This is a genomic window from Nocardia sp. NPDC006630 (assembly GCF_040611495.1).
In the GTDB taxonomy this organism is placed as follows: Bacteria; Actinomycetota; Actinomycetes; order Mycobacteriales; family Mycobacteriaceae; genus Nocardia.
This window is the reverse complement of the sequence record NZ_JBEXOK010000002.1, coordinates 765,444-786,188: the sequence shown is the minus strand read 5'-3', so window position 1 is coordinate 786,188 and position 20,745 is coordinate 765,444. Positions and strand designations below refer to the sequence as shown.

General features: G+C 65.7%; 23 protein-coding genes. 15 read left to right on the top strand and 8 right to left on the bottom strand.

The genetic code is table 11. The annotated features are described in order from the left end of the window. Positions 1 to 12 precede the first annotated feature (12 nt). Together ABZX86_RS08150 and ABZX86_RS08145 are read right to left on the bottom strand one after the other, a co-directional pair. Complete coding sequence (locus ABZX86_RS08150; RefSeq protein ID WP_355121232.1) at positions 13 to 135, bottom strand: hypothetical protein; 123 nt, start codon at positions 133 to 135, stop codon at positions 13 to 15. 5 nt (positions 136 to 140) lie between these two features. Further along, positions 141 to 1,118, bottom strand: coding sequence for an SDR family NAD(P)-dependent oxidoreductase (locus tag ABZX86_RS08145; RefSeq protein WP_355121230.1), 978 nt, complete (start codon positions 1,116 to 1,118; stop codon positions 141 to 143). Between the two features lie 104 nt (positions 1,119 to 1,222). On the opposite strand from ABZX86_RS08145, the gene ABZX86_RS08140 reads away from it, so the two are divergent. Then, on the top strand, positions 1,223 to 2,068 hold the full coding sequence (locus ABZX86_RS08140; protein WP_355121228.1) for an SDR family NAD(P)-dependent oxidoreductase: 846 nt from the start codon (positions 1,223 to 1,225) through the stop codon (positions 2,066 to 2,068). A gap of 49 nt (positions 2,069 to 2,117) precedes the next feature. Here the strand turns inward: ABZX86_RS08140 and ABZX86_RS08135 are convergent, their stop codons facing one another. Together ABZX86_RS08135 and ABZX86_RS08130 are read right to left on the bottom strand one after the other, a co-directional pair. Continuing rightward, positions 2,118 to 2,708: an SRPBCC family protein gene (locus ABZX86_RS08135; protein WP_355121227.1), complete on the bottom strand. Its 591-nt coding sequence runs from the start codon at positions 2,706 to 2,708 to the stop codon at positions 2,118 to 2,120. A 36-nt stretch (positions 2,709 to 2,744) separates the two neighbouring features. After that, the gene (locus ABZX86_RS08130) at positions 2,745 to 3,188 is read right to left on the bottom strand and encodes a phage holin family protein (protein ID WP_355121225.1); all 444 of its coding nucleotides are present in this window, start codon (positions 3,186 to 3,188) and stop codon (positions 2,745 to 2,747) included. A gap of 120 nt (positions 3,189 to 3,308) precedes the next feature. Between ABZX86_RS08130 and ABZX86_RS08125 the strand changes: the two genes are divergently transcribed. From ABZX86_RS08125 to ABZX86_RS08115, 3 genes are read left to right on the top strand one after another with little or no spacing between them, the layout of a single operon-like run. After that, positions 3,309 to 4,289, top strand: a complete 981-nt coding sequence (locus ABZX86_RS08125; protein ID WP_355121223.1) for an oxidoreductase — start codon at positions 3,309 to 3,311, stop codon at positions 4,287 to 4,289. Positions 4,290 to 4,347: 58 nt separating this feature from the next. Further along, on the top strand, positions 4,348 to 4,977 hold the full coding sequence (locus ABZX86_RS08120) for a TetR/AcrR family transcriptional regulator (protein ID WP_355121221.1): 630 nt from the start codon (positions 4,348 to 4,350) through the stop codon (positions 4,975 to 4,977). Next, positions 4,974 to 5,705, top strand: coding sequence for a VC0807 family protein (locus ABZX86_RS08115; protein WP_355121219.1), 732 nt, complete (start codon positions 4,974 to 4,976; stop codon positions 5,703 to 5,705). Before ABZX86_RS08120 ends, ABZX86_RS08115 begins: the two co-directional genes overlap by 4 nt. A 71-nt stretch (positions 5,706 to 5,776) precedes the next feature. On the opposite strand, the gene ABZX86_RS08110 is transcribed toward ABZX86_RS08115, so the two are convergent. After that, the gene (locus ABZX86_RS08110; RefSeq protein WP_355121217.1) at positions 5,777 to 6,199 is read right to left on the bottom strand and encodes a nuclear transport factor 2 family protein; all 423 of its coding nucleotides are present in this window, start codon (positions 6,197 to 6,199) and stop codon (positions 5,777 to 5,779) included. A 112-nt stretch (positions 6,200 to 6,311) separates the two neighbouring features. On the opposite strand from ABZX86_RS08110, the gene ABZX86_RS08105 reads away from it, so the two are divergent. Next, positions 6,312 to 7,277 (top strand): helix-turn-helix domain-containing protein, encoded by a 966-nt coding sequence (locus tag ABZX86_RS08105; RefSeq protein ID WP_355121215.1) that lies wholly within the window; start codon positions 6,312 to 6,314, stop codon positions 7,275 to 7,277. A gap of 90 nt (positions 7,278 to 7,367) precedes the next feature. After that, positions 7,368 to 7,637 (top strand): hypothetical protein, encoded by a 270-nt coding sequence (locus ABZX86_RS08100; protein ID WP_355121213.1) that lies wholly within the window; start codon positions 7,368 to 7,370, stop codon positions 7,635 to 7,637. Positions 7,638 to 7,669: 32 nt separating this feature from the next. On the opposite strand, the gene ABZX86_RS08095 is transcribed toward ABZX86_RS08100, so the two are convergent. The 3 genes from ABZX86_RS08095 to ABZX86_RS08085 form a co-directional block, all read right to left on the bottom strand. Then, positions 7,670 to 8,707: a YbhN family protein gene (locus ABZX86_RS08095; RefSeq protein WP_355121212.1), complete on the bottom strand. Its 1,038-nt coding sequence runs from the start codon at positions 8,705 to 8,707 to the stop codon at positions 7,670 to 7,672. A 189-nt stretch (positions 8,708 to 8,896) separates the two neighbouring features. After that, positions 8,897 to 11,089, bottom strand: a complete 2,193-nt coding sequence (locus tag ABZX86_RS08090) for an MMPL family transporter (protein WP_355121210.1) — start codon at positions 11,087 to 11,089, stop codon at positions 8,897 to 8,899. A 28-nt stretch (positions 11,090 to 11,117) separates the two neighbouring features. Next, positions 11,118 to 11,645: a hypothetical protein gene (locus ABZX86_RS08085; protein ID WP_355121208.1), complete on the bottom strand. Its 528-nt coding sequence runs from the start codon at positions 11,643 to 11,645 to the stop codon at positions 11,118 to 11,120. Positions 11,646 to 11,765: 120 nt separating this feature from the next. On the opposite strand from ABZX86_RS08085, the gene ABZX86_RS08080 reads away from it, so the two are divergent. The 9 genes from ABZX86_RS08080 to ABZX86_RS08040 all read left to right on the top strand — a co-directional run bounded on the left by ABZX86_RS08080 (position 11,766) and on the right by ABZX86_RS08040 (position 20,742). Then, positions 11,766 to 12,374 (top strand): hypothetical protein, encoded by a 609-nt coding sequence (locus ABZX86_RS08080; RefSeq protein WP_355121206.1) that lies wholly within the window; start codon positions 11,766 to 11,768, stop codon positions 12,372 to 12,374. 85 nt (positions 12,375 to 12,459) lie between these two features. Next, on the top strand, positions 12,460 to 13,371 hold the full coding sequence (locus tag ABZX86_RS08075; protein ID WP_355121204.1) for an ABC transporter permease: 912 nt from the start codon (positions 12,460 to 12,462) through the stop codon (positions 13,369 to 13,371). Next, the gene (locus ABZX86_RS08070) at positions 13,372 to 14,232 is read left to right on the top strand and encodes an ABC transporter permease (RefSeq protein ID WP_327145081.1); all 861 of its coding nucleotides are present in this window, start codon (positions 13,372 to 13,374) and stop codon (positions 14,230 to 14,232) included. It abuts the gene before it with no gap. Positions 14,233 to 14,235: 3 nt separating this feature from the next. After that, a complete protein-coding gene (locus tag ABZX86_RS08065; RefSeq protein ID WP_355121202.1) occupies positions 14,236 to 15,393 on the top strand; it encodes an MlaD family protein in 1,158 nt (385 codons plus the stop codon). Beyond that, positions 15,390 to 16,394 (top strand): MlaD family protein, encoded by a 1,005-nt coding sequence (locus tag ABZX86_RS08060; RefSeq protein ID WP_355121200.1) that lies wholly within the window; start codon positions 15,390 to 15,392, stop codon positions 16,392 to 16,394. The genes ABZX86_RS08065 and ABZX86_RS08060 overlap by 4 nt, the downstream gene beginning before the upstream one ends. Further along, positions 16,391 to 17,455, top strand: coding sequence for an MlaD family protein (locus ABZX86_RS08055; RefSeq protein WP_355121198.1), 1,065 nt, complete (start codon positions 16,391 to 16,393; stop codon positions 17,453 to 17,455). Before ABZX86_RS08060 ends, ABZX86_RS08055 begins: the two co-directional genes overlap by 4 nt. Before the next feature lies 1 nt (position 17,456). Next, the gene (locus ABZX86_RS08050) at positions 17,457 to 18,632 is read left to right on the top strand and encodes an MlaD family protein (protein WP_355121196.1); all 1,176 of its coding nucleotides are present in this window, start codon (positions 17,457 to 17,459) and stop codon (positions 18,630 to 18,632) included. A gap of 5 nt (positions 18,633 to 18,637) precedes the next feature. After that, on the top strand, positions 18,638 to 19,792 hold the full coding sequence (locus ABZX86_RS08045; RefSeq protein ID WP_355121194.1) for an MlaD family protein: 1,155 nt from the start codon (positions 18,638 to 18,640) through the stop codon (positions 19,790 to 19,792). Next, positions 19,789 to 20,742 carry an MlaD family protein gene (locus ABZX86_RS08040; protein WP_355121192.1) on the top strand — a complete coding sequence of 318 codons (954 nt, stop codon included), beginning with the start codon at positions 19,789 to 19,791 and terminating at the stop codon, positions 20,740 to 20,742. The genes ABZX86_RS08045 and ABZX86_RS08040 overlap by 4 nt, the downstream gene beginning before the upstream one ends. Positions 20,743 to 20,745 lie beyond the last annotated feature (3 nt).

Below are 20,745 nucleotides of genomic sequence, written 5' to 3'. Positions count from 1 at the left end.
CGAGGCGGTTGTTCAGCCCCCGACGAGCGCGGCAGCCGCGATCAGCGCCGCGATCACGGTGAGGGCGAGCGCCGTCAGGATCACCAGGTTCCGGGGAGTGGGCGGTTCGGCTGGGGGAGTCGGTCGATCGGCCATCGGGTTCATCTCCTGATCGGTATGGGTGGTGGCGGGTCATCGTATTCCGGTGGTTCCCAATAGGTTTGCAGTCCGGGTCGCTGCGGCATGAGCTCGGCGGCCTCCCGGGCCACCCCGACGAAGCCGGGGTGATCGATGACGAAGCGCACCACCCGCTCCACTTCGGGCCCGCTGCTCACTCGCATGAGCGCGCGGGTGAAATTGGGGAAGGCGCGGGTGAAGTAGTAGATCAGCCGCGATTCCGCGCGCAGCGGCAGCATGGCCCGATCGGTGGCGGCCGCCTCGACGATCTTGCGGCCGGCCTTGTCCGGATGCATGCCCAGCAGCGTCATCCCCTTCACCACGATCTGCCGGGTGATGGCGACCTGCTCGGTGCTGAGGGTGGCCAGCGTGGCGGTCGCGGCCAGATTGGTGGCGATCAGGCCGGGGCACACCACGGTGACACCGATTCCGAGCGGCGCCATTTCGACCCGCAGCGTCTCGCTGAGCTGCTTCACCCCGGCCGCGGTGAAGCCGTAGGGCGTCCCCATCCGCATGGGCGCGAAGGCCGCGACGGAAGAGATGTTCACCAGCTGCCCGCCGGTGCCGCGCTCGGCCATCTGTGCGCCGAACAGCCGGCACCCGTGCACGATCGCGGTCAGATTGACATCGACAATGCGCTGCAGATCAGCGGGCCGGATATCGAAAAATGGCCCGCCGACCACGATTCCGGCATTATTGACCACCACATCGGGCACGCCGTGCGCGGTCTTGACATGGTCCGCGAGCGCTTCGAGCGAGAGCGGATCGGCCACATCGAGGGCATACGGAAAGGCCGAACCGCCCGCCGAACGGATCAGTGCCGCAGTATCTTCAGCGGTCGCGAAGTTGATGTCCGCGACAATGACCTCGGCCCCGCGGGCCGCGAGGGCCTTGGCGGTGCCGCGGCCGATGCCACTGCCCGCCCCGGTCACCACGGCGAGGTGCGGGTGGAACGGTTTCATCTGTGGTCTACTCCTCCGCTGGAGAGTTGGAGTGTACACTGTCTGGGACAGTATGTGGAAGTATGAGAACGCAGCGCCGCAGCCGCGGAATCAGGGGACCTCACATGGCAGGCTTCGAGAACGAAGTTGTCGTCATCACCGGTGCCGGTGGCGGTATCGGCCGCGCGGTGGCGCAACGCTTCGCGCGTAAGAAGGCCATCGTCATCGCCGCCGATCTGGATAAGGCGCGGGCCGTGCACACGGTGGAATCCATCGAAGCATTCGGCGGTTTCGCCACACCTTATGCGGTGGACGTCGCCGATGGAGTGGCTATGGAATCATTCGCCGAGGACATTCACACCGAATTCGGGACGCCGAGGGTATTGGTCAATAATGCCGGATATGTCACGGCCGGTCCGTTTCTGGAGCACACGCTGGAGGATTGGGAGCGGCTACTCGGCGTCAATGTGTGGGGATTGATATACGGCTGCACCCACTTCGGAAGGCAGATGGTCGAATCCGGGCGCGGCGGGCGCATTATCAATGTGACCTCGGTGGCGGCCTTCACGCCGATTCCACTGAGCACCGCGTACTGCGCGAGCCGGGCGGCGGCGCACATGCTCACCGAGGGATTGCGCTTGGAGTTCGCCGGCACCGGTGTGGGTGTGACGGCGGTCTGTCCGGCCCCGGTGCACACCGGAATCTACGAGGACGGTGACACCGACCCGGGGAACATTGCGCGCACCATCGTCCGGGCGGCGGCGCGCAATCCCGCCGTGGTGTCGACGCCGATCGAGGCGCGGGCGCTGTACCTGGCAACGCGCGTCTCACCCGGCGGCGCGCGCCTGGCCGCACGAGTTCTGCGGCCGGACAGGCTGACCGGATTGCGCACACGCGTGCCCCGGCCGTCGGTGCTGACCAGGATCGACGACTATCTGGCGCGAAAGCTGGAAGGTCCGGACCGCCGGTAGCCCGGCGCGGGATCCCGGCGGGCGCCGGGATCCGCACGGCCGCGGCCACTCAGATGCGAGAGGCCAGACCCTTGATGCCGAAGCGGGCGAAGGGCCGGACGAACGGTGCGGCCCAGCGCAGCGGCAGGAACGACCCGATACGAGGCTGGAATGCGATGGTCCAGGTCAGCCGGGTGCCGTCCGCGGTCTCGGTGAGCCGGTAATCCTCGGCGAATGCCTTGATCAGGAACGGAATCGAGATCTTGGTGCCGGAGACGGTGAGCTGCTGGTTCGGCGCCATGATGATCACCCGCTCCTGCACGGCGAACAGCAGTCCGTCGAAGGTGCGCAGCGCGCCCTCGCGGCGGTAATCATCGCGATAGCGAATGCCATTGATCAGCGGGATCCAGGAGAAGGTCCCGTTGAGCTGCAAGGCGTCCCACACCTTGTGCGGCGGGAACGGGAAGTCGCGACCGGCGGTGACGGTGAAGGCGGCGCGTTCGATGAATTCGCCGGCCTCCGCCGAGGTGACCGGCCGCACCTCGAATCCGTTGTCCGCCAGCACATCTTTGGTCCACAAGCGCATGAGCAGTGCGGTGATGCCGCCTGCGATCGCGCCGAGGACGACGATGACCGCCACGACGATGATGACTGTGACCATGACGTTGTTTCCTTCTCGACGAACGGCGAATGGGCGTCAGAACCGACTGGCGCCGTGGGGATTCCGGCGCGCGAAGGTCCGGGCGGCGCTGCCCACGGCGGCGGCCGCCGAGGCCGTCGCGCGGACGGTGCGCATGCGGTGAACCTGCCAGATTCCGACCAGCGCGGCGATGCCCGCGGGAATCAGCATGAGCGCCGAGGTGGTCAGCAGGGCTGCCCAGTTCGGCATCCACTGTGTGAACAGCTCGGTCAGGAAGCGGAAGAAGTAGATGGTCCCGTAGGCTGCTGCGACGAGCGCGAAACCCAGTGTGGCAAGCGCGATTACGCCGCGGGCCACTTCGGCGGCGAGAAATTTCCCGGCCCGGTAGAGCTTCGGGCCGAGCCAGGCAGCCAGCTCGGCCAGTAAAATTCGGACGATCTGCTCGATCGGGCTCGGTTGCGGTTCGAGCGCCGTGCTGTAGCCGGAGTGATCGGTAGCCATCCGCGGCCCCCTCGGTGGATGTGATCATCGGCGACCGCCTGCCGCCGGAACTGTCGCATCCTAACATGGTCGCGTAGATTGTCTCAGACGGCAGATTTCTTCCGAGGAGTGTGACATCGCATGGCCAATGTGTTCTCGGCCGGGACGACTACGGCGAGCCTTCCGCTCATCGCACGGCGCTGGACCATCGACGACATCCCCGACCAGACCGGTAAGACCGCGGTGGTCACCGGCGCGAACAGCGGCCTGGGTCTGTGCACTGCGGAAGCCTTGGCCGCCAAGGGCGCTCACGTGCTCATGGCCTGCCGCAATGAACTCAAGGCCGCCGCGGCGCTGGAATCGGTGGCCGCCGCCGCGACCGGCCCCAAACCCGAAGTGCTGCCGCTGGATCTGGCCGACCTGACCTCCGTCCGCCGCGCCGCCGATCACCTCGACGTGCGCGGCAATGCCATCGACGTGCTGGTCAACAATGCGGGTGTGATGGCGCTGCCGCGCAATGTGCGGACCGCTGAGGGATTCGACGCGCAGTTCGGCACCAACCATCTGGGTCACTACGCGTTCACCGGTCTATTGCTGCCCGCTCTGCTGCGTGCACCCGACCCGCGGGTTGTGACTGTCTCCTCGATCGCGGCGTGGGGCGGCGTCATCAACTGGCCCGATCCGAACTGGCGAGTGCTCTACGTTCGCTGGCTCGCCTACAGTCAGTCCAAACTCGCGAACCTGCTCTTCACTGCGGAGCTGAATCGCCGTGCGCGCGAACACGGTACCGCCCTGATTGCGGTATCCGCGCACCCCGGCCTCTCCGCCACCAACCTCTACGATTCCGAAGCAGAGAAGGGGGTGGGCGGCCGCCTGGCCGCCCTGCAGCAGCGGGTCCTCGTCGGTCTCGCGCAATCCGATCGCATGGGTGCGCTGCCCCAGCTCTATGCCGCCACCATGCCGGGCCTCCCCGGCAACTCCTACCTCGGCCCGGCCTTCGAAACCTTCGGCTATCCCCGGCGAGCGTTCCGAAATCCATTGGCGTACAGCCGAACTCAAGCACGAGCGCTCTGGCGCCTGAGTGAATCCCTCACGGACGTGCACTACCCTTGGCCCCACTGAAGCTGCTCGGCTGAACTATTTCTTGCTCGGATGAGCAAACGGCGTTATGGTTTAGCTCATGCAAGCAAGAAATAGTTCGGCCAAGCAGGAAGGCCGGACGTTCATCGAATCCGCGCGCCGCGCGCAGATCGTGAATGCCGCGGTCGAGGTCATCGCCGAACAGGGTTATGCCAATGCGTCGTTCGCGAAGATCGCCAAGCAGGCCGGACTGAGCAGCACCGGAATGATCTCCTACCACTTCAAGGGCAAGGACGATCTGATCCGCGAGGTCATCGCCGAATTCCTGCGCCTGTCCGGGGAGTATCTGACCGGCAAGATGGATGCCGAGAGCACGCTGGCGGGCCGGCTGCGGGCGTTCATCGTCGCCCGCATCGCCATGCTCGACGAGTTCCCGAAGCACTTCGTCGCGGCGGGGGAGATCATCAATGCGGTCCGCATCGAGGACCCCGACCTGCGCGGCCTGACGCCCGTCTGGGCTGCCACCGCCGCCATGCAGGAGCAGCGCTTCCGAGAAGGCCAGCAGGCCGGGGAGTTTCGCGACTTCGACCCCAGAGTGATGGTGCTCGCGCTGCACGGCGCCATCAATGAGGCGACGGTGCGGGCGAGTGTCGAACCCGATTTCGACACCGCGGCCTGCGGACGCGAGCTCGCCGATCTCTTCGAGGCAGCGACAAGGAAACAATCATGACCGATATCGCAGTGGGGCAGTACATCATGACGACAGACGACGAAGCCGATCGGCAGACCCGGCTCCTCCCGGCTCAGCCCGGCGAGCAGCGGCCGACCGAGCGGCAGAAGTCCGCTGCCGCACGAAAGGCGTTGGCCCGCAATCTCATTCTCGAGCTGGGCCTCCCGATCGGCGGCTACTACGGTCTGCACGCCGCCGGATTCAGTCAGTGGGTATCGGTGCTGGGCGCGGGCCTGCTGGTCACCCCGGCAATCGGCTACACCCTGATCAAACAGCGCAAAGTTGATGCCACGGTGGCCTTTTCGCTGGGCTTCGTGGTGCTGGGCGCACTGATGTCATTGGTCACCGGTGATCCCAGAGTGCTGCTGGTTCGCGACAGCTGGTTGTTCGGTGCGCTGGGACTGTGGGTGCTCGGCTCGCTGTTCACCAGCAAGCCGTTCATGCTCGTCGCGGCTCGGGCGGTGGTGACCGCGAAGGTCGGCGCGGCGGGCGCCCAGGAGTGGGAGGACCGCTGGCACACCGAGGCCGGCTTCCGCAGGCACATCCGGGTTCTCACCGCGGTGTGGGGCGCGGGTTTCGCCCTCGACGCCGTGGTGCGGGTCGTGCTGGCCTATACGCTGCCGATCGATGCGGTGCCGCTGGTGACGGGTCTGCAATGGGTGGTCGTGCTCGGTGTGCTGTTCGGTTTCCACTACTGGTACGTCACCAAAAACGGCCTGAAGGTGTAGGACTCAGGGCAGGCATGTGGGCGTTCGGCCGAGTCATGCCGTGAGGCTGACTCGGCCGACCGCCCTCCGGGCTAGGAGTGGCCTGCGAAGAGCTCCTCGGCGCGGCGGGTGTCCATGTACTCGCGGACTCGGTGGATCAGGCCGCCGTGCAGTTCGAAGATGAAGCAGTAGTCATTGTCGTAGTGATTGCCGTTCATGAGGGTCGCCCGCATACGCTCCTCGACGACAACCGTGCTGCCCTCGGCGGTGAAGGCGGTGAAGTCGATCTTGCGGTCGGCGACGAAGACGGTGGGGAATTCGGCGGTCAGGAAGTGGACTATGCGGTCCCGGCCGAGGAGATGATGGCTGCCGTCGAGGGCGCGGGCCGTTGCATTCTGCGGCGGCGCAAGCCATTCGGCGTCGGGGGTGAAGACGGCGGCGATGCGGTCGGGGTCCCCTGAGGCGAATTCCTGCCAGGCGTGCTGAACGAATTCCTTGCTGGTCTGTGCGTTCATTCGGCCAATCCTGGGTGTTCCGGCTGCGCCGGCCTCGCCGGATTCGGACATGCTGACGTACGTGTCCGAATCTGGCTGGCCGGGGCGCGGCGGCGCGAGCAGACTCGGGGGTATGGACACGTTCCAGGGAGTTGTCACGACCGGCATCTACTGCCTGCCGCCGTGCCCTGGCCGTCCGCTCTCGGAGAACGTGGTGTCCTTCGCCTCGGCCGCGGGCGCCGAGGCCGCGGGCTTCCGGGCGTGCCATCGGTGCCGTCCGTATCGCGGCGACCGGAGGCCGTCGAATTCTTCCGAATTGGTCTGCCGTGCTGTGGATCTCATTGCCTCCGGGGTGCTTGACACCGGTAGCGAGGCCGATCTCGCAGCGCGACTGGCGGTTTCGGAGCGGCATCTGCGCCGTATGTTCCGCGAACAGGTCGGCGCCACGCCCGATCAGCTGGCCCGGTCCCGCCGCGCGCATTTCGCCCGGCGGCTGCTGGACGACACCGATCTCCCGGTCACCGATATCGCCTTCGCCGCCGGGTTCGGCAGCCTGCGCCAGTTCAATCGGGTGATGGCCGAGATCTTTCGTGCCACGCCACAGCAATTGCGTGCCCGGCGGCGCCGGGCCGATCGGCTGGTGGCGGACGGAGGTCTTGTACTCCGGGTCCCGCTGCCCGAACCGGTGCAGCTGGATCGGCGGTTGAGCGAGCTCGCCCGGACCGCCGTCCGCGGCCTCGAGCACGGCACCGCGGAGCATTACCGGCGCACGGTGTCGCTGGACGGTGATCCGGGTGTCATCGAAATCAGCGCGGACGCCTCGGGTCAGCCGCTGCTGCTCGCGCACCTGCCGCGAATCGAAGGTCTGCTGCATCTGGTGGCCCGGGTGCAACGGCTGCTCGGTGGCCAGGCGTGGGATCCGCACGAGGCCGGTGTCCGAAATATGGTGATGGACAGGGTCGGCGCGGCGGCCGCGCCCGGCGTGCTCGCCGAAATCGTCGAACGGCACGGCGTCCCGGTCGAGGGATTGGGCCGATTCGGCCTGACCCACCTGTTCCCCACGTCCGCCGCTCTCGCCGATGCCTACTCGGGAACCTGATCTCCCGACCAACCGGCGGCAGCGGGGCTACCGTGCGAGAATCTGGCTGCTTGATTGCTCGATTGCCCCGATAGTGCGCGAGGAGACATTGTGAGTGTGAGGTTTCTGATCGGTTTGCCCGCGGCGGTGCTGGCGGTGGCGCCGGTGTTCGCTCTGGCCGGGACCGCGCCCGCGCAGGCGCTGCCGTCCCACCCGGGTATCGCGGTCAACTACAGCTGCACCGCGCAGACCTGGGCTGGGGATCCGCTGCCGACCGTATCGGTGACGGCGACCCAGGGTGTGCGCCAGGCGCAGGGCCAGGCGAAGACCATGTGGAGTGGAACCGCCAAGTTCTCGACCATCACCTGCACTCCGGCCTGAGCTGCACTCTCCGATAGTGCACGCTGACACCTTCAGATGGCGCGGCGGTGGTTCAGGTAGGCGAAAGAGGCCAATCCCAGCGGGATCTGGAACCAGAAGGTGAGTAGCCGGAACCCCAGGGCCACCGCGACCGCCACTCCGCCGGTCAGTCCGGCAATGGCCGTCAGTCCGGCAGCGAGGGTGATCTCCTTCGCCGCCACCCCGCTGGGGGAGGGCAGCAGCGGGCCCAGCGCCACCGTGACCAGCTGAACCACGAAGGTATCGGCCAGGCTCAGATCGGCGCCGACGGCATGCAGCACGGCCCAGAGCGCCACCACCATGAGCAACGGCTGCACCAGCGCGGCAACCCACAGCGGTGCGGCGCGGCCGGGCCGGAGCGCGGTGGCCGCCACCGACTTCCACGCGAATTCCGCATCCGTCCGTCCGGAACGGACCCGGTGCGCCAGCTCCCGCCAGCCACCGCGGGCCGCCACCCGGCGACGGACTGTCACCACTCCGAATGCCGCAAGCGCGCCGACGACGACGAGTATTGCCGCCACCACAGCCCCTGTGCGCCAGGGACTTTCGGTGGCGTGATGCCACCACGCCGAGGTCCGCGCGCCCAGATCGTGCCAGGGTGACTGGGACCCGGTCCGCCGCACCAGACTGGGTGTGGCCAGCAGTGCGATGATCACCAGTGGAATCCGCACCACCAGCGCGGCGAAGCCCAGCAGCGTCATCGAGGCGACCGCGGCACTGTGGCTGAGACCTTCCCGGCGCAGAAATCGGAGCCGGATGAGCAGTGAGGCGGCCGGTACCAGTCCGATCGCGGGCACGGCGAGTTGGAGTGCGAAGAGCCGGCGTGCGGAGGGCTGTGCCGGAATGGATCCGCGCAGCATCCACACCGAGGTGGGCCAGAGGCCGAGGGTGGCCAGGGCCGCCAGCGCCAGCCAGCGCGGATCGGCGCCGAGCAGGGCACGCATGCCCGCCGCGACCGTCGCGTGCTGCCAGATGGCGGCGGCGATCACCACGACCGAGAAAACGACTGTGGGGAGCGCCTTTCTCGCTGATGCGGGAATGGCCGGGACCATCTGCTCTCCTTGGTTCGCGGACGCGGGAATTGAACTGTGCATCGCAGAGGTGATGCCCGAGGTTAACGTGCCCGGGGCTCGGTCGGCCACCCTTCCAGCGCAACAGGGGTGCTGCCGGACTGGAGGAATTGGGTGGACCGTCCCCGATTGCCCGGAATCAGGGGCAGGAAACCTCCCAAAATGGACGACTCATACCGGGACGTCTGCGGTCGCCGGGCGCACCGGCGCTGGGTGATCGTCGAATTCGGCGAGTCCGATTCGCGCATGCAATCGCTTGGCCCACCGCGGCGCCCACCAGCAGCGGTCACCGAGCAATGTCATGATCGACGGCACCAGCAGCATGCGAATAATGGTGGCGTCCAGGACGAGCGCGACGATCATGCCGTAGGCGATGTACTTCATGAGCACCAGCTCCGAGAAGCCGAAGGCGCCGGTCACCACGATCAGCACCAGGGCGGCCGCGGTAATGATGCCGCCGGTGTGCGCGGTGCCGTAGCGAATCGACTCCCGCGTGGACGCGCCGCGCGCCCGCGCCTCGGCCATGCGCGACATCAGGAAGATCTCGTAGTCGGTGGAGAGGCCGAAGATGATCGCGATGATGACCACCAGCACCGGGAAGCTGAGCGGCTGCGGCGTGAAGTTCAGCAGTTTCGCACCGTGCCCGTCGTAGAAGACGAAGGACAGGAACCCGAGGGTGGCGGTCAGACTGAGCGCGCTCACCAGCACCGCCTTGAGCGGCAGCACGAACGATCCGAACGCCAGGAACATCATGATGAACGAGGCCAGCACCAGGATGCCCAGCAGCCAGGGCAGTCGGTGAATGACGCCGTGGATCGAATCACGTTCCAGCACGGGCAGACCCGTGACGTACATGGTCACGCCCGCCGGTGGTGAGATGGCCCGCAGCCGCGCGATCACGTCATCGGCATTCTTCGGATCCGTGAGGCCGGAGGTGTACACCTTGACGTTCACGCCCGGCGCGGCCACCCCGTTGGCGAACGGCTGCTCGAAATCGGCGGTGCGCCCGGATGTCTGATCGGCGGCGGCCACAATCGCGCTCAGCGTCGGCCGATCCGCGCCCTCGATCACGAGCTTGATCGGCGAGACTCGCTCCGTGGGGAACACCGCATCGAAACTCTGCTGCGCGGAACGGGTTTCATTTTCCGGCGGCAGATACTTCTCGGTCAGTCCCGCGTATTGCGCATGCAGGAAAGGCAGGATCAGGCTTAGCAGCACCAGCATGATCGGATATGCCAGCAGCGCAGGCCGTTTTATGGCCCAGGTCGCCAGCCGCGACCAGAACGAGGCGTCGATCTGCGCGGTCGTCCGGGTCCGCGAGAAGCGCTTCGACCCGAAGGCGTCGACCCGCCGGCCGAGCACGCCGAGCATGGCGGGCAGCACCGTAATCGACAGCAGCGCAGCGAGAATCACGGCGGTCAGCGCGCCCAGGGCCACCGAACGCAGGAAGGTCATGGGGAAGATGAGCACGCCCGCCACGCACACCACGATGATGGTGGCCGAGAAGGTGATGGTGCGTCCGGCGGTCGAAACGGTAATGCGCACGGCCTCTTCCGTGGAGCGGCCCTCGGCGATCTCCTCCCGGAACCGGCTCACCATGAACAATCCGTAGTCGATGGCCAGTCCGAGCCCGATCAGTGAGATGACCGCATCGGCGAACTGGTGCACGGGCATGAATCCGGTCAGCACCTTCATCACACCCCAGGCCCCGGCAACGGTGAGCCCGCCGATGATCAGCGGCAGCGCGGCCGCGATGACGCCCCCGAAGACGAAGAACAGGACCACCGCCACCAGTGGCAGGGCGATGAGATGCATGCGCTCGATATCGGCCTGCATGGTCAGTCCGACCGCGTCGGCCACCGGCACCCGCCCGGCAATGCGCAGGTCCAGACCGGGAATCGCCAGCTTGTCCTTGATCTGGTGGTAGAAATCCACGCTGTCCTGATCTCCGGTGCCCTGCAGTCCGATGCTCTCGAAGGCGCGGGTCTCGGAATCGTCGATGAAGCGGGTCTTGCCCAGGCTGCCGTTCCAGTAGCCGCTGACATCCTTGATCTGAGTCCGGTAGTCGGTCAACAGCTTCCGGGTCAGCTCCCGCCCGGACGCCTCGATATCCGGATCGGTGATATGCCTGCCGGCGGGTGCGGTGTACAGCGCGATCACATCGCCGTCGAAGTCACGGCCGAAGGTGGTGTCGGCCAGCTTCGTGCCGGCCACCGATTCGCTGGTGTCGTCGAAGAAGCCCTGTGCGGTCAGCTTGTCCTGATATCCGAGCCCGTACAGGCCCGAAACCCCCATCAGCACAATGAATCCGATGATGACGGTGTAGCGGGCGCGGTATGTCCACCGCCCTATCCAGTGGAACACGATCGGATCTCCCCTCGGGATCCCGCGCTCAGGAGGCGCAGGCGGGCGACTTGTAGTCGGTTTGAGCCAGGATTCCGCAGATCTCGCTGACCGGAAGTTTCCATTCCCCGTTCACCGCACTGAGATTCAGCGGCGCCGAGCGGCGATTGCCATTGCCGTCCTTGTCCAGCCAGAAGTCGGCCTCGAGCACATCACCATTGAGCACCACCGAGCCCGGCGTCACGCCGAAGGTGGCATTCGGGTTCTCGGACATGGCCTTCTGGAGTTCGGGCAGGTCACCGCGGAACTTCTCGCCACCCGAGACAATCGACAGTCGCTGATCATCGGTCACCTGGCGGCCTTTGCCGAACAGGTTCTGCAGCTGCGTATTCAGCTGATCGGCGGTGAGCGGCGTCGGGAGTGCGCCGCTGACGGTGGCGGCGACCGTGGTGGTGGGAGCGATGGTGATAGTGACATCGCTGCTCCGGACGTTTCCGGAGCCACACCCGGTAAGTGTCAGAGACAGTAGTGCTCCGGCTGTGGTAAGCGAGAGTGCCGTTCCTGGACTGACTTTCATGTCCCCTCCATGTGATCGCGATCGCAATCGGCGTTGCTTTGGGTCGTGGGTCACAGTATGTTAACAACTGTCTGAGTCGGTAGTGCAGTTTTATCAAGCGCGAGGCGCGCGGAGGGGTGGGTGGTCAGATTGCACCGACCGCGGGGAGCGGCGTCCGCGTACATCGCGGGACTGGCGGTGTCGGTGACGCTCATCGCCACCGGAACCGCTGCGGCACTGTGGTTTCAGGCGCACTTCGGAGCGCCGCCACCGATCATCGTGGTCGCGCGGGCGCCGGCGTCGAGCACCACCGCGCTCGTGCCGACGACGCGCAGTGTGGCAACCACCTCCAAGGTCGTCACTGCGCCGGAAACGATTCCGGCGCAGCTCCCGGACGGTGCCGGCTATACGGCGGCGCCGACCAGCGCGCTACCGGACTTCGTGAATCGGACTGCTGATCAGTACGGCTGGTACGGCGGCGACGGGGTATCAGCGCGCTGCGACGAGTGGAATCGGGCCACGGCCGTCGGCAGTACCGAGTCCACGCTCTTCGTGGTGTGCGGGTCCTATTTCAAGGCATACGAATTGGCCACCGGAACGCCGATCCGCACCGGCGCAGCCGCCCAGGGTGGCGGTTGGGCCGGAGTGGGTGCGGGAGTTTCCGTTCAGGTGACTCGGAATGCGCTGACTATTGCGCGTAACGGCGGTGACCCTGCTGTCCAGGCCGTGGTCGAGTGGTGGACGCCGTAGGCGTTCATCGAATGGCGCAAACCGCAGACAGCTCTACTCGATTTGGGTACATTGTCTCAGACAGTGTGGCGGGGAGGATTCAGATATGCGACTCGAGGTGGCAGAGCATGCCGACCCGGAATCGGAGCCGGACGAGACCGCGGCACCGGAACCCGCACTGCGGCAGTCGATCCCGCCGATACTGCGCCCATTCGCAGGATTGGCGCTGTGGGCCTGGAATACGCTGCTCGGCTCCATCGGAACGTTCGGCCGATTGGTGCTGCTGACCGTCGATTCCATGTACGGGCTGGTGCGCGATATCGTCAAACTCCAGCACCCGTGGCGTGAAACTCTCACGCAGGCCTGGTTCATGATGAGCGTGTCGGGCTGGCCCGCCATTCTCATCTCGGTTCCGCTCGGTGCGATCATCCAGATTCAGGCCGGATCCCTCGCGGCCCAGGTCGGAGCCACCTCGCAGGCCGGTGCGGCTGGCGGGCTGGGCGTGATTCGGCAAGCGGCCCCGATGATTTCGGGCATTCTCATGGGCGGTGCGGTGGGGGCCGCGGTCGCCGCGGATCTGGGCGCCCGCAAGATTCGCGAGGAGATCGACGCCATTCGCACCCTGGGCATCAATCCGAATCACCGATTAGTCGCCCCGCGGCTGGCCGCCATGTTCATCGTGGGCCCGCTCATGTGCATTCTCGTGGTCTTCGTCGGCATGTCGACCATCTACATGATGACGCTGATACAGGGCGGGGTTCCCGGTGCCTTCTTCAATTCCTTTGCGGCCTTTGCCAGTACCGGCGATCTGCTCATCGCCGTCATCAAGACGGTCATTTTCGGAATCCTCGTCGTCCTGGTCGCCAGCCAGCGCGGTTTCGAGGCCTCCGGCGGCCCCAAAGGTGTGGCCGATTGCGTGAATGCGACCGTCGTGCTCGGCGTCATGATCACCTTCGCCGCGAATGTGCTCATCACCCAATTGCTCACGATCTGGTTTCCGGACAATATGGGGCTCTGAATGGTTCTGCCATCGAAATACCGGGCGCTGGGGGCACGTTCGTTCACCCGCGCGGCCAACAGTCTCGCTCCCATTGTGGGGCTCGGTCACCAATTCGCCTTCGCCTATCACGTATTACGGGCCGTCCCGCGCACCATCCACCGCTATCGCCGCCAGATCGGTGTCGTCTTCATGGACATCGGCTGGGGCAACGGCCGCGTCATCGTCGGCGGCGGGACCGTCGGTGTGGTGGTCTTCATGGGCCTGATGACCGGTGCGGCCATCGGCATCGAAGCCTTCCGGCTGCTGGATATGCTGGGTATGGGCCCGCTCACCGGATTCATCTCCTCCTTCGCCAACACCCGCGAGCTGGCTCCGCTCATCGCCGCCATCGCCTTTGCGGCGCAAGCGGGTTGCCGCATCACCGCCGAAATCGGTTCCATGCGAATATCGGAGGAGATCGACGCCCTCGAAGCCACTGCGGTGGAACCGATTCCGTTCGTCGTCACCACTCGCGTCATCGCCGGTGTGCTCATCGTGATCCCGGTGTACCTGGCCTCACTCTCGTGCAGCTACTTCGCGACGGCCTTCTTCATCAAGGTGATCCACGGACAGGCCGGCGGCACCTACGACCACTACTTCCAGGCCTTCTTGAATCCGAAGGACATCTTCCTCTCGCTGTTCAAGGCCATTGTCTTCGTCGTCGTGGTCATCCTGGTGCACTCCTACTACGGCTTCTACGCCTCGGGCGGCCCGGAGGGTGTGGGTGTGGCCTCCGGGCGTGCCATTCGCGCCAGCCTGGTGCTCATCGTCGTGCTGGACCTGATGCTCACCACCGCGCTGTGGGGCATGTTCGTCAGCGATATTCGAATTACGGGATAGCCCATGGGAATTGCCAAGTATCAGGCCGTCGACGGGCGGGGTCCCAAGCCGTGGCAGCTACTGCTCACCGGGCTGGTGGGCGGTGCGGTGCTGGCGGTGATCTCGCTGGTCTTCGCCACCTACATCAAGGGCGGATTCACGCCTGCCTTCACCGTGAATATCGAGGCGGAACAGGTCGGGGAGGGCATTGTCGAGGGCGCCGACGTCAAGATGGACGGGCTGCGCATAGGCCAGGTCAGCAAGGTGGAGAGCCAGGGCGCGCAGCGCCAGTTCGTGCGGCTGTCGGTGAATCCGGAGAATGCGAAGTTCCTGGCCGACAATGTGCAGGCGCGGTTCGTATCCTCCAATACCCTCGGCATGACCGCGCTCGAACTGTTCTATCTCGGCGCCCGGGGCGCACCGCTGCACAGTGGCGCGACCATCACGCTGTCCAAGGACTCCATGACGGTCACCGTCACCTCGGTCATCCGGATGGTCGGCGAGCAGCTCGGCAAGATCGATTCCGGTCCGCTCGGCCGCATCGGCGCGGTGCTCGATTTCGAAGGCAGCGCCGACGGGATCGGCAAGATGATCGCCACCGCAATCGATCTCGGGCGCATGAAGGTCGGCGACGACATTCTGGTCGGGCTCGACCCGCGGCCGGCGATGCGGGACGGCGCGCGCTTCAGCGCGGACCTGGTGCCGGTGTCCCGCGGCGTGCTGGAGACCTTCCGGGCGCAGGCGTCGCGCATTGCCTTCCTCACCGGCAGGCATGAGGACCTCGAGGGGATCGTCACACTGATCGGACAGGTCATCGGTGATGCGATCAAGATCTTCCCGCAGCCCGGATTCACCCAGGTCGTCGACGCGGTGCTGAGCGTGCTGAAGCCGATCAGCGGAGCGGCCGGCGGGCTCACCAGCTTCTATACCCGGCTGCCGCAATTGCTCGACCAGATCGACAAATCCTTTGTCGCCAATCCCGATGGGACGGTCTCGCTCCAGGTGCAACTCTTGCTCGCAGGTCTGCCGTATCTCGGCGGCGATCCCGCGGTCGTCGCGGCCGGGCCGCAGACCGTGCCCGCCGCGCCGTCCGTGATTCCCGGCCTGCCGCAGATACCGGGGCTCCCGATACCGCCGGGACTGTTCGGCGCACCCGCACCGGCCGCGGGCGGTGATCGATGAAATCCGTCAGCGCAGCGGCGGTTCGGCTGATCATCGTCAGCCTGGTCATCGCCGTCATGGGCGCCATGATCTGGACGGCCCTGCAGACCCCGGTCAAGGGACAGGTCCGCGGCTACTCCGCGCACATCTCCGATGTTTCCGGCCTGAAGAAGGGCTCGGACGTGCGCATGGCGGGTGTGCAGGTCGGCAAGGTCACCGATATCGCACTCGACGGCACGGTCGCATACGTGCAGTTCAGTGTCGCCGAGGGGCAGCAGCTCTACGACAATACCGAAGTCTCCGTGCTGTTCTCGTCGCTCGTCGGCGACCGGTATCTGGCCGTGCAGCAGAAGGTCGCGCCCGGCAACAAGGTTCCACCCGGCTCCATGATTCCCATCGAGCGCACACATGGATCCTTCGACATCTCAGAGCTTTTCGATGCCGTGCGGCCGATCTTCGACACGCTGTCGGCCGGATCGGTGGACAAGTTCCTGGAGAACCTGCTGCTGGTGGTCTCCGGTGACGGGCGCGGACTGGGTCCGGTCATGGACAGCCTGAACCAGATCATCGCGGTGGCCGCCGATCAGGAGCCGGTGGTGACGCTGCTCGCCGACAACTTCTCCGGACTGCTCAACCGCTTTCAGGGGCAGTCGCCCAAGATCGACGGAATGATCGACCAGCTCCTGGATACGGTCGATCTGCTCTACGGCAAGCTCGATTCGCTGAAAAGCCTGATAGACAAGGCGATTCCGGGTTTGAACGCGGCCATGCCGCTGTTCGACCGGCTGGTCGGGATCTATTACGACAACTTCCCCGGCATGGACCGGCTCTACAGCACCCTGCTCGGACCGGACATGGTCGGCTTCATCCGGCAGACGCTGGCCGCGGTGCCGCTGGCCGCGCAGACGCTCGACACCCTGGTGCTGGAACCGAAGGCGGGCGAGACCTGGAGCTGCCTGAGCGGGCTGCCCATTCCGACCACGATTCTCATGGGCACCGAGCGCATGGAGGGCTGCAAATGAACCTGTCATCGGCCACCGCGACGCTGCAGCGGCTGCGAGTGCCACGAATCCGCCTCCCGCGCTTGATCATTCGTAGCGCGCACGCGCAGAACAAGTTCGAGTTCCGGGTCGGAATCGTCGCCATCCTGCTGACCGTCGGTGCGCTGGTCGCCGCCGTCGGCGCCTTCGTGATTCCGTTCGGCGAGAACGTGTATCGCGCCGAATTCAAGAGTTCCGGTGATGTGCGGGTGGGCGATGACGTTCGCGTCGCCGGTATCTCGCTCGGCAAGGTCCGCACGGTGACGCTGGTCGGCGATCATGCCGAAATCGCCTTCGGACTCGACAGCAAGGTGCATGTCGGTGTGGATTCGCACGTGGTGGTCAAGCTGCTCACCCCCATCGGCGGCCGCTATCTGTCCGTCGAGCCCGCCGGGCCGGACACCGCCTCGGGCAAGATCATTCCGCGCGAGCACACCAGGACGCCGTACGACCTGTCCGCCGCCATGGAGGATGTGACGCCGGCGCTGTCCGCACTCGATGTCGGCAAGCTGCGCGAGACCATCGGCAAACTGGCCGGGGCCTTCCAGGAGCAGCCGCAGGCGCTCGACGGAATCCTGAACAATGTCAACAGTCTCTCGGCGATCGTGGCGCAGCGCCGCACCGAATTCGCGCGCGCCCTGGACGTTTCGAAGGAGTACCTCGAGACGATCATGAACAAGCTGGACCGGCTGCAGCTCGCCGGACAGCACGTGCTCGACCTGTACCGGGTAGTGGCGGCGAACCGGGACGGGCTGGTCACCCTGGTCGCGCAGATCCGGCGCGCGTTCGACTACATCACCCCGGTGTTCAAGTTCGCCGATGAGCAATTGGGACCGGTGCTCGATCCGCTCTACGACTCCATGGACAAGGAGGTCGCCGAGCTGGTGAGCAACAAGGACGCGCTGGCGGGCATGAACACCGATCTCGCACGGCTGCTCGAGTGGTTCGCCGAGAACTCCGCCAACCCCTACGTCCGTGTCGACCATTCGGGGGCCACCATCACCGATACACCGCTGTGCCCGCACGGGAAGCCGGGGTGCTGAGATGAGCGTTCGAAATCCATTGCGGGCCTTTCGCGGTCGGGTGTTCCCGCGCAGCCACAAAGGCCGGGTGCTGGCCATGGTCGGCGCGGTCGCGCTGGTGATGGGGTTGTTCGTGGCCGTCACCGGCAAGCAGTACTACGACAGCACCGAGGCCCCGCTCGCCGTATGCGCGGAATTCCGGGATGCCGTCGGGCTGTACAAGGGCAATAAGGTGACCATGCTCGGCATCCAGGTGGGCACCGTGGCCGATATCGAACCGCAGGCCGACGGGGTGCTGGTGCGGATGACCGTCGACCGGAAGGTGCGGCTGGCGCAGCAGCTGGGCGCGGTCACCATTGCCAATTCCATTGTCACCGACCGCCGGGTCGAGCTCGGACCGGCCTACAGCGGCGGCGGTACGTTCGACTACCGGCACTGTATTCCCAAGGAGCGCACCAAGACTCCGGTCGGATTCACCGAGGCCATGCGGGCGGTGGCCACGCTGTCCGAGGACCTCACCGGCAAACCGCACGACGCACCGTTGCAGCAGCCGGCGCCGAATGTGCTCGGTGACTCGCTGCAGGAGATCGCGCACCAGGTGCACGACAGTGCGGTCCCGCTCAACGGCGCCATTCGCAATGTGTCCGATATTCTCGGCGACTCCGCGGCCGGCGCCAACTATCTGATGGGCGCGATTCTCAAGGAGTTCCGCAAGATCAGCGAGAATCTCGACCAGGGCGCCGGTGACGGCGAATTCCTGCTCGATGCCACCACCGATGCGCTGAATATCATCACTCGCATCGGACCCGATCTGGTCGGCATCATCAGCGATATCTCGGTCTGGGTGCCGCCACTGGCCAATCTGCTCGTCTACAAGTGGGGACGACTGATCATGGCGGGCCTGGACGGGCTCATGCCGGTGATCTTCCGAATCCTGGATCACACACAGGATTTCGTGAATCTCGCCAAGGAGGTGCCGCCCGCGCTACAGGGCGCCGCGCACCTGTTCGACGAGAACCTGGGCGCGGGGCGGCTGCAGTACGTGCCGCCGAGTTTCCGGATCGATCCGTCACTGGCCCGGGATATCTGCGCGGTGGCCAAACCCTGGTTCGCACAGTGCGATCGCGATTTCGCGCCCGGTGAGACCGTGGATCTGGGCCTGGTACAGCTGCTCATGTCCGCGGCCGGTGGGAGATGAAATTCATGAGCGGAAGGCTCTGGCGCACAGTGTTGCTCGGCGTACTGACGGTGGCGTCGGTGACCAGCTGCGCGGTGCGGCCGCTCGATATGCCGCTGCCCGGCACCCGCTACGGCAAGCCGACCTATCAGGTGCGGGTGGAATTCGGTGATGTGCTGTCGTTGCCGCTCAAGACCAAGGTCGAACTCAATGGCGCGCAGATCGGTGTGGTCGATTCGGTGAGCGTGCGGCCACGGCCGGATGCGCACGTAGCGGAACTGCCCGCCGATCAGCAGCCCTACTATCAGCCGACCGCCATCCTGGCCATCGACCGGAATGTGAAGCTGCCCGCCGAGACCGAGGCGGAAATGGCGCAGCAGACATTGTTCGGCGACACCTTCGTGAAACTGACTATTCCGGAACCGAATTCGGGCCGCATGCTGACGCAGGGCAGCGTCATTCCGATCACCCAGACCAAACAGGCCACCAGCGTCGAGCAGTACATGACGGCCGTTGTCAGCTGGGTGACCGGCGGCAATGTTCCGTTTGTGCAGAGCTTCGTCAGCAGCGTCAATCAAGCCTTCCCGGCCGATTCCGGTGACCTGAAGGACTTCATGTCGAAGTTCTCGGTGGCCATCAACCGGATCGGGGCCAGCACCGGACAGTTGAGCGCCATCCTCAATAATTCGACCGCGGCGCTGGACACCTTCCGGCAGGCGGATGATGTGTGGCGCTTCGTCTTCGACCAGGCGCCGGTGCTGCTGGGCGTGGTGCAGAAGGTGCTGCCCGACATCATGTACTTCATCGAATCGCTGCGGGATCTGGCCTCGTACGCCGGAGACATCCTCATCGACAAGGCGGATCCGAAGACCGATGCCCGCGTGGATCGGATCAACCGATTCCTGGATGTGTGGACACCGCTGGCGCAGGCCGTGATCGCCACGCCGAACGAGGTGCCGCGCACGCTGAGCGCCGTCGACGCGCTGCTGCAGAACAAGATCGTCCCGTTCCTGTCGGCGCGTGGGCTGCCGTCCCTCACCATCACCGATATCGCGCCGCAGACGCCGCCGGAGCTGCTCACCGGTGATCCGGTCGCGGATGCGCGCATTGTCGCGGCGAATGAACAGGCCTTCCGCGATCGAGTGAATCCGGTCCTGAAATTGGTGGGGTTGGTGCGATGACCCGCAAGATTCTGGTGTCGGCGCTGGCGATGGTGATCATGGCCGTCGGCGCCTCGGCCTACCTGACCTACGGCGTCTTCGGATTCCGGCCGGGTGCGCGCACCTACGCGCTATCGGTGCTGCTGCCGACCTCGGGCGGTCTCATGCAGACCTCACCGGTGACGCTCAACGGTTTACAGGTCGGCAAGGTGGTCGGGCTGGCGAAAGCCGAGGGCGGGGTGCTGGCGAGCCTGTCGGTCAAGGCCGACTATCGCATCGGCATGGACTCGGTGGTGACGGTGGCGAATCTGTCCGCCGTGGGTGAGCAGTACATCAACTTCGCACCGAAATCGACTCAGGGACCGTACTTCTCGGACGGCGGCGTGGTTCCGGCCGCCCAGGTGGTGCAGCCACTGACCATTGCGCGGGCCCTCGGCGGGGTGCAGTCGGTGATGGCGCAGATCGATCCGGACGCCATCAATTCGATTCTGCAGGGCGCGGATATCGCCATTCAGGATGTGGGGCCGAGCATTCAGAAGCTCGTGCAGTCCGGCAGCATGTTCGCGACCACCCTGCGGCAGAACCGCGAACTCATTCAGCGGCTGCTGGGCTTCCTGGCGTCGTCGGCCTCGGAATCCTCGGGCGCGAAGCTCACGCTGCTGCGCGAGAGCGCCGATCGGCTCGCCCACACCCTGCTGCCGGAGCTGCCGGTGCTGCTCGATCAGCTGATCAACATTACCGAGGAAAGCGGTGGGCGACAGGTGGTTCCGTTCATTCCGCTGGGGCAGCGACTCATGAAATATCTGACAGCGCTGATCGGCAAGGGCGGACCGGCGCTGGAGGTGCTGCGGCCGTATCTGTTCGATCCGGTGGAGAACTCGTATGTGGATCTGGGCAAGACCATGGACGGGCTGCTCGCCGCATTCCCGGACGGGAAGGGGTTTCGCGTGCTTGTGGACATACCGCACTAGCGG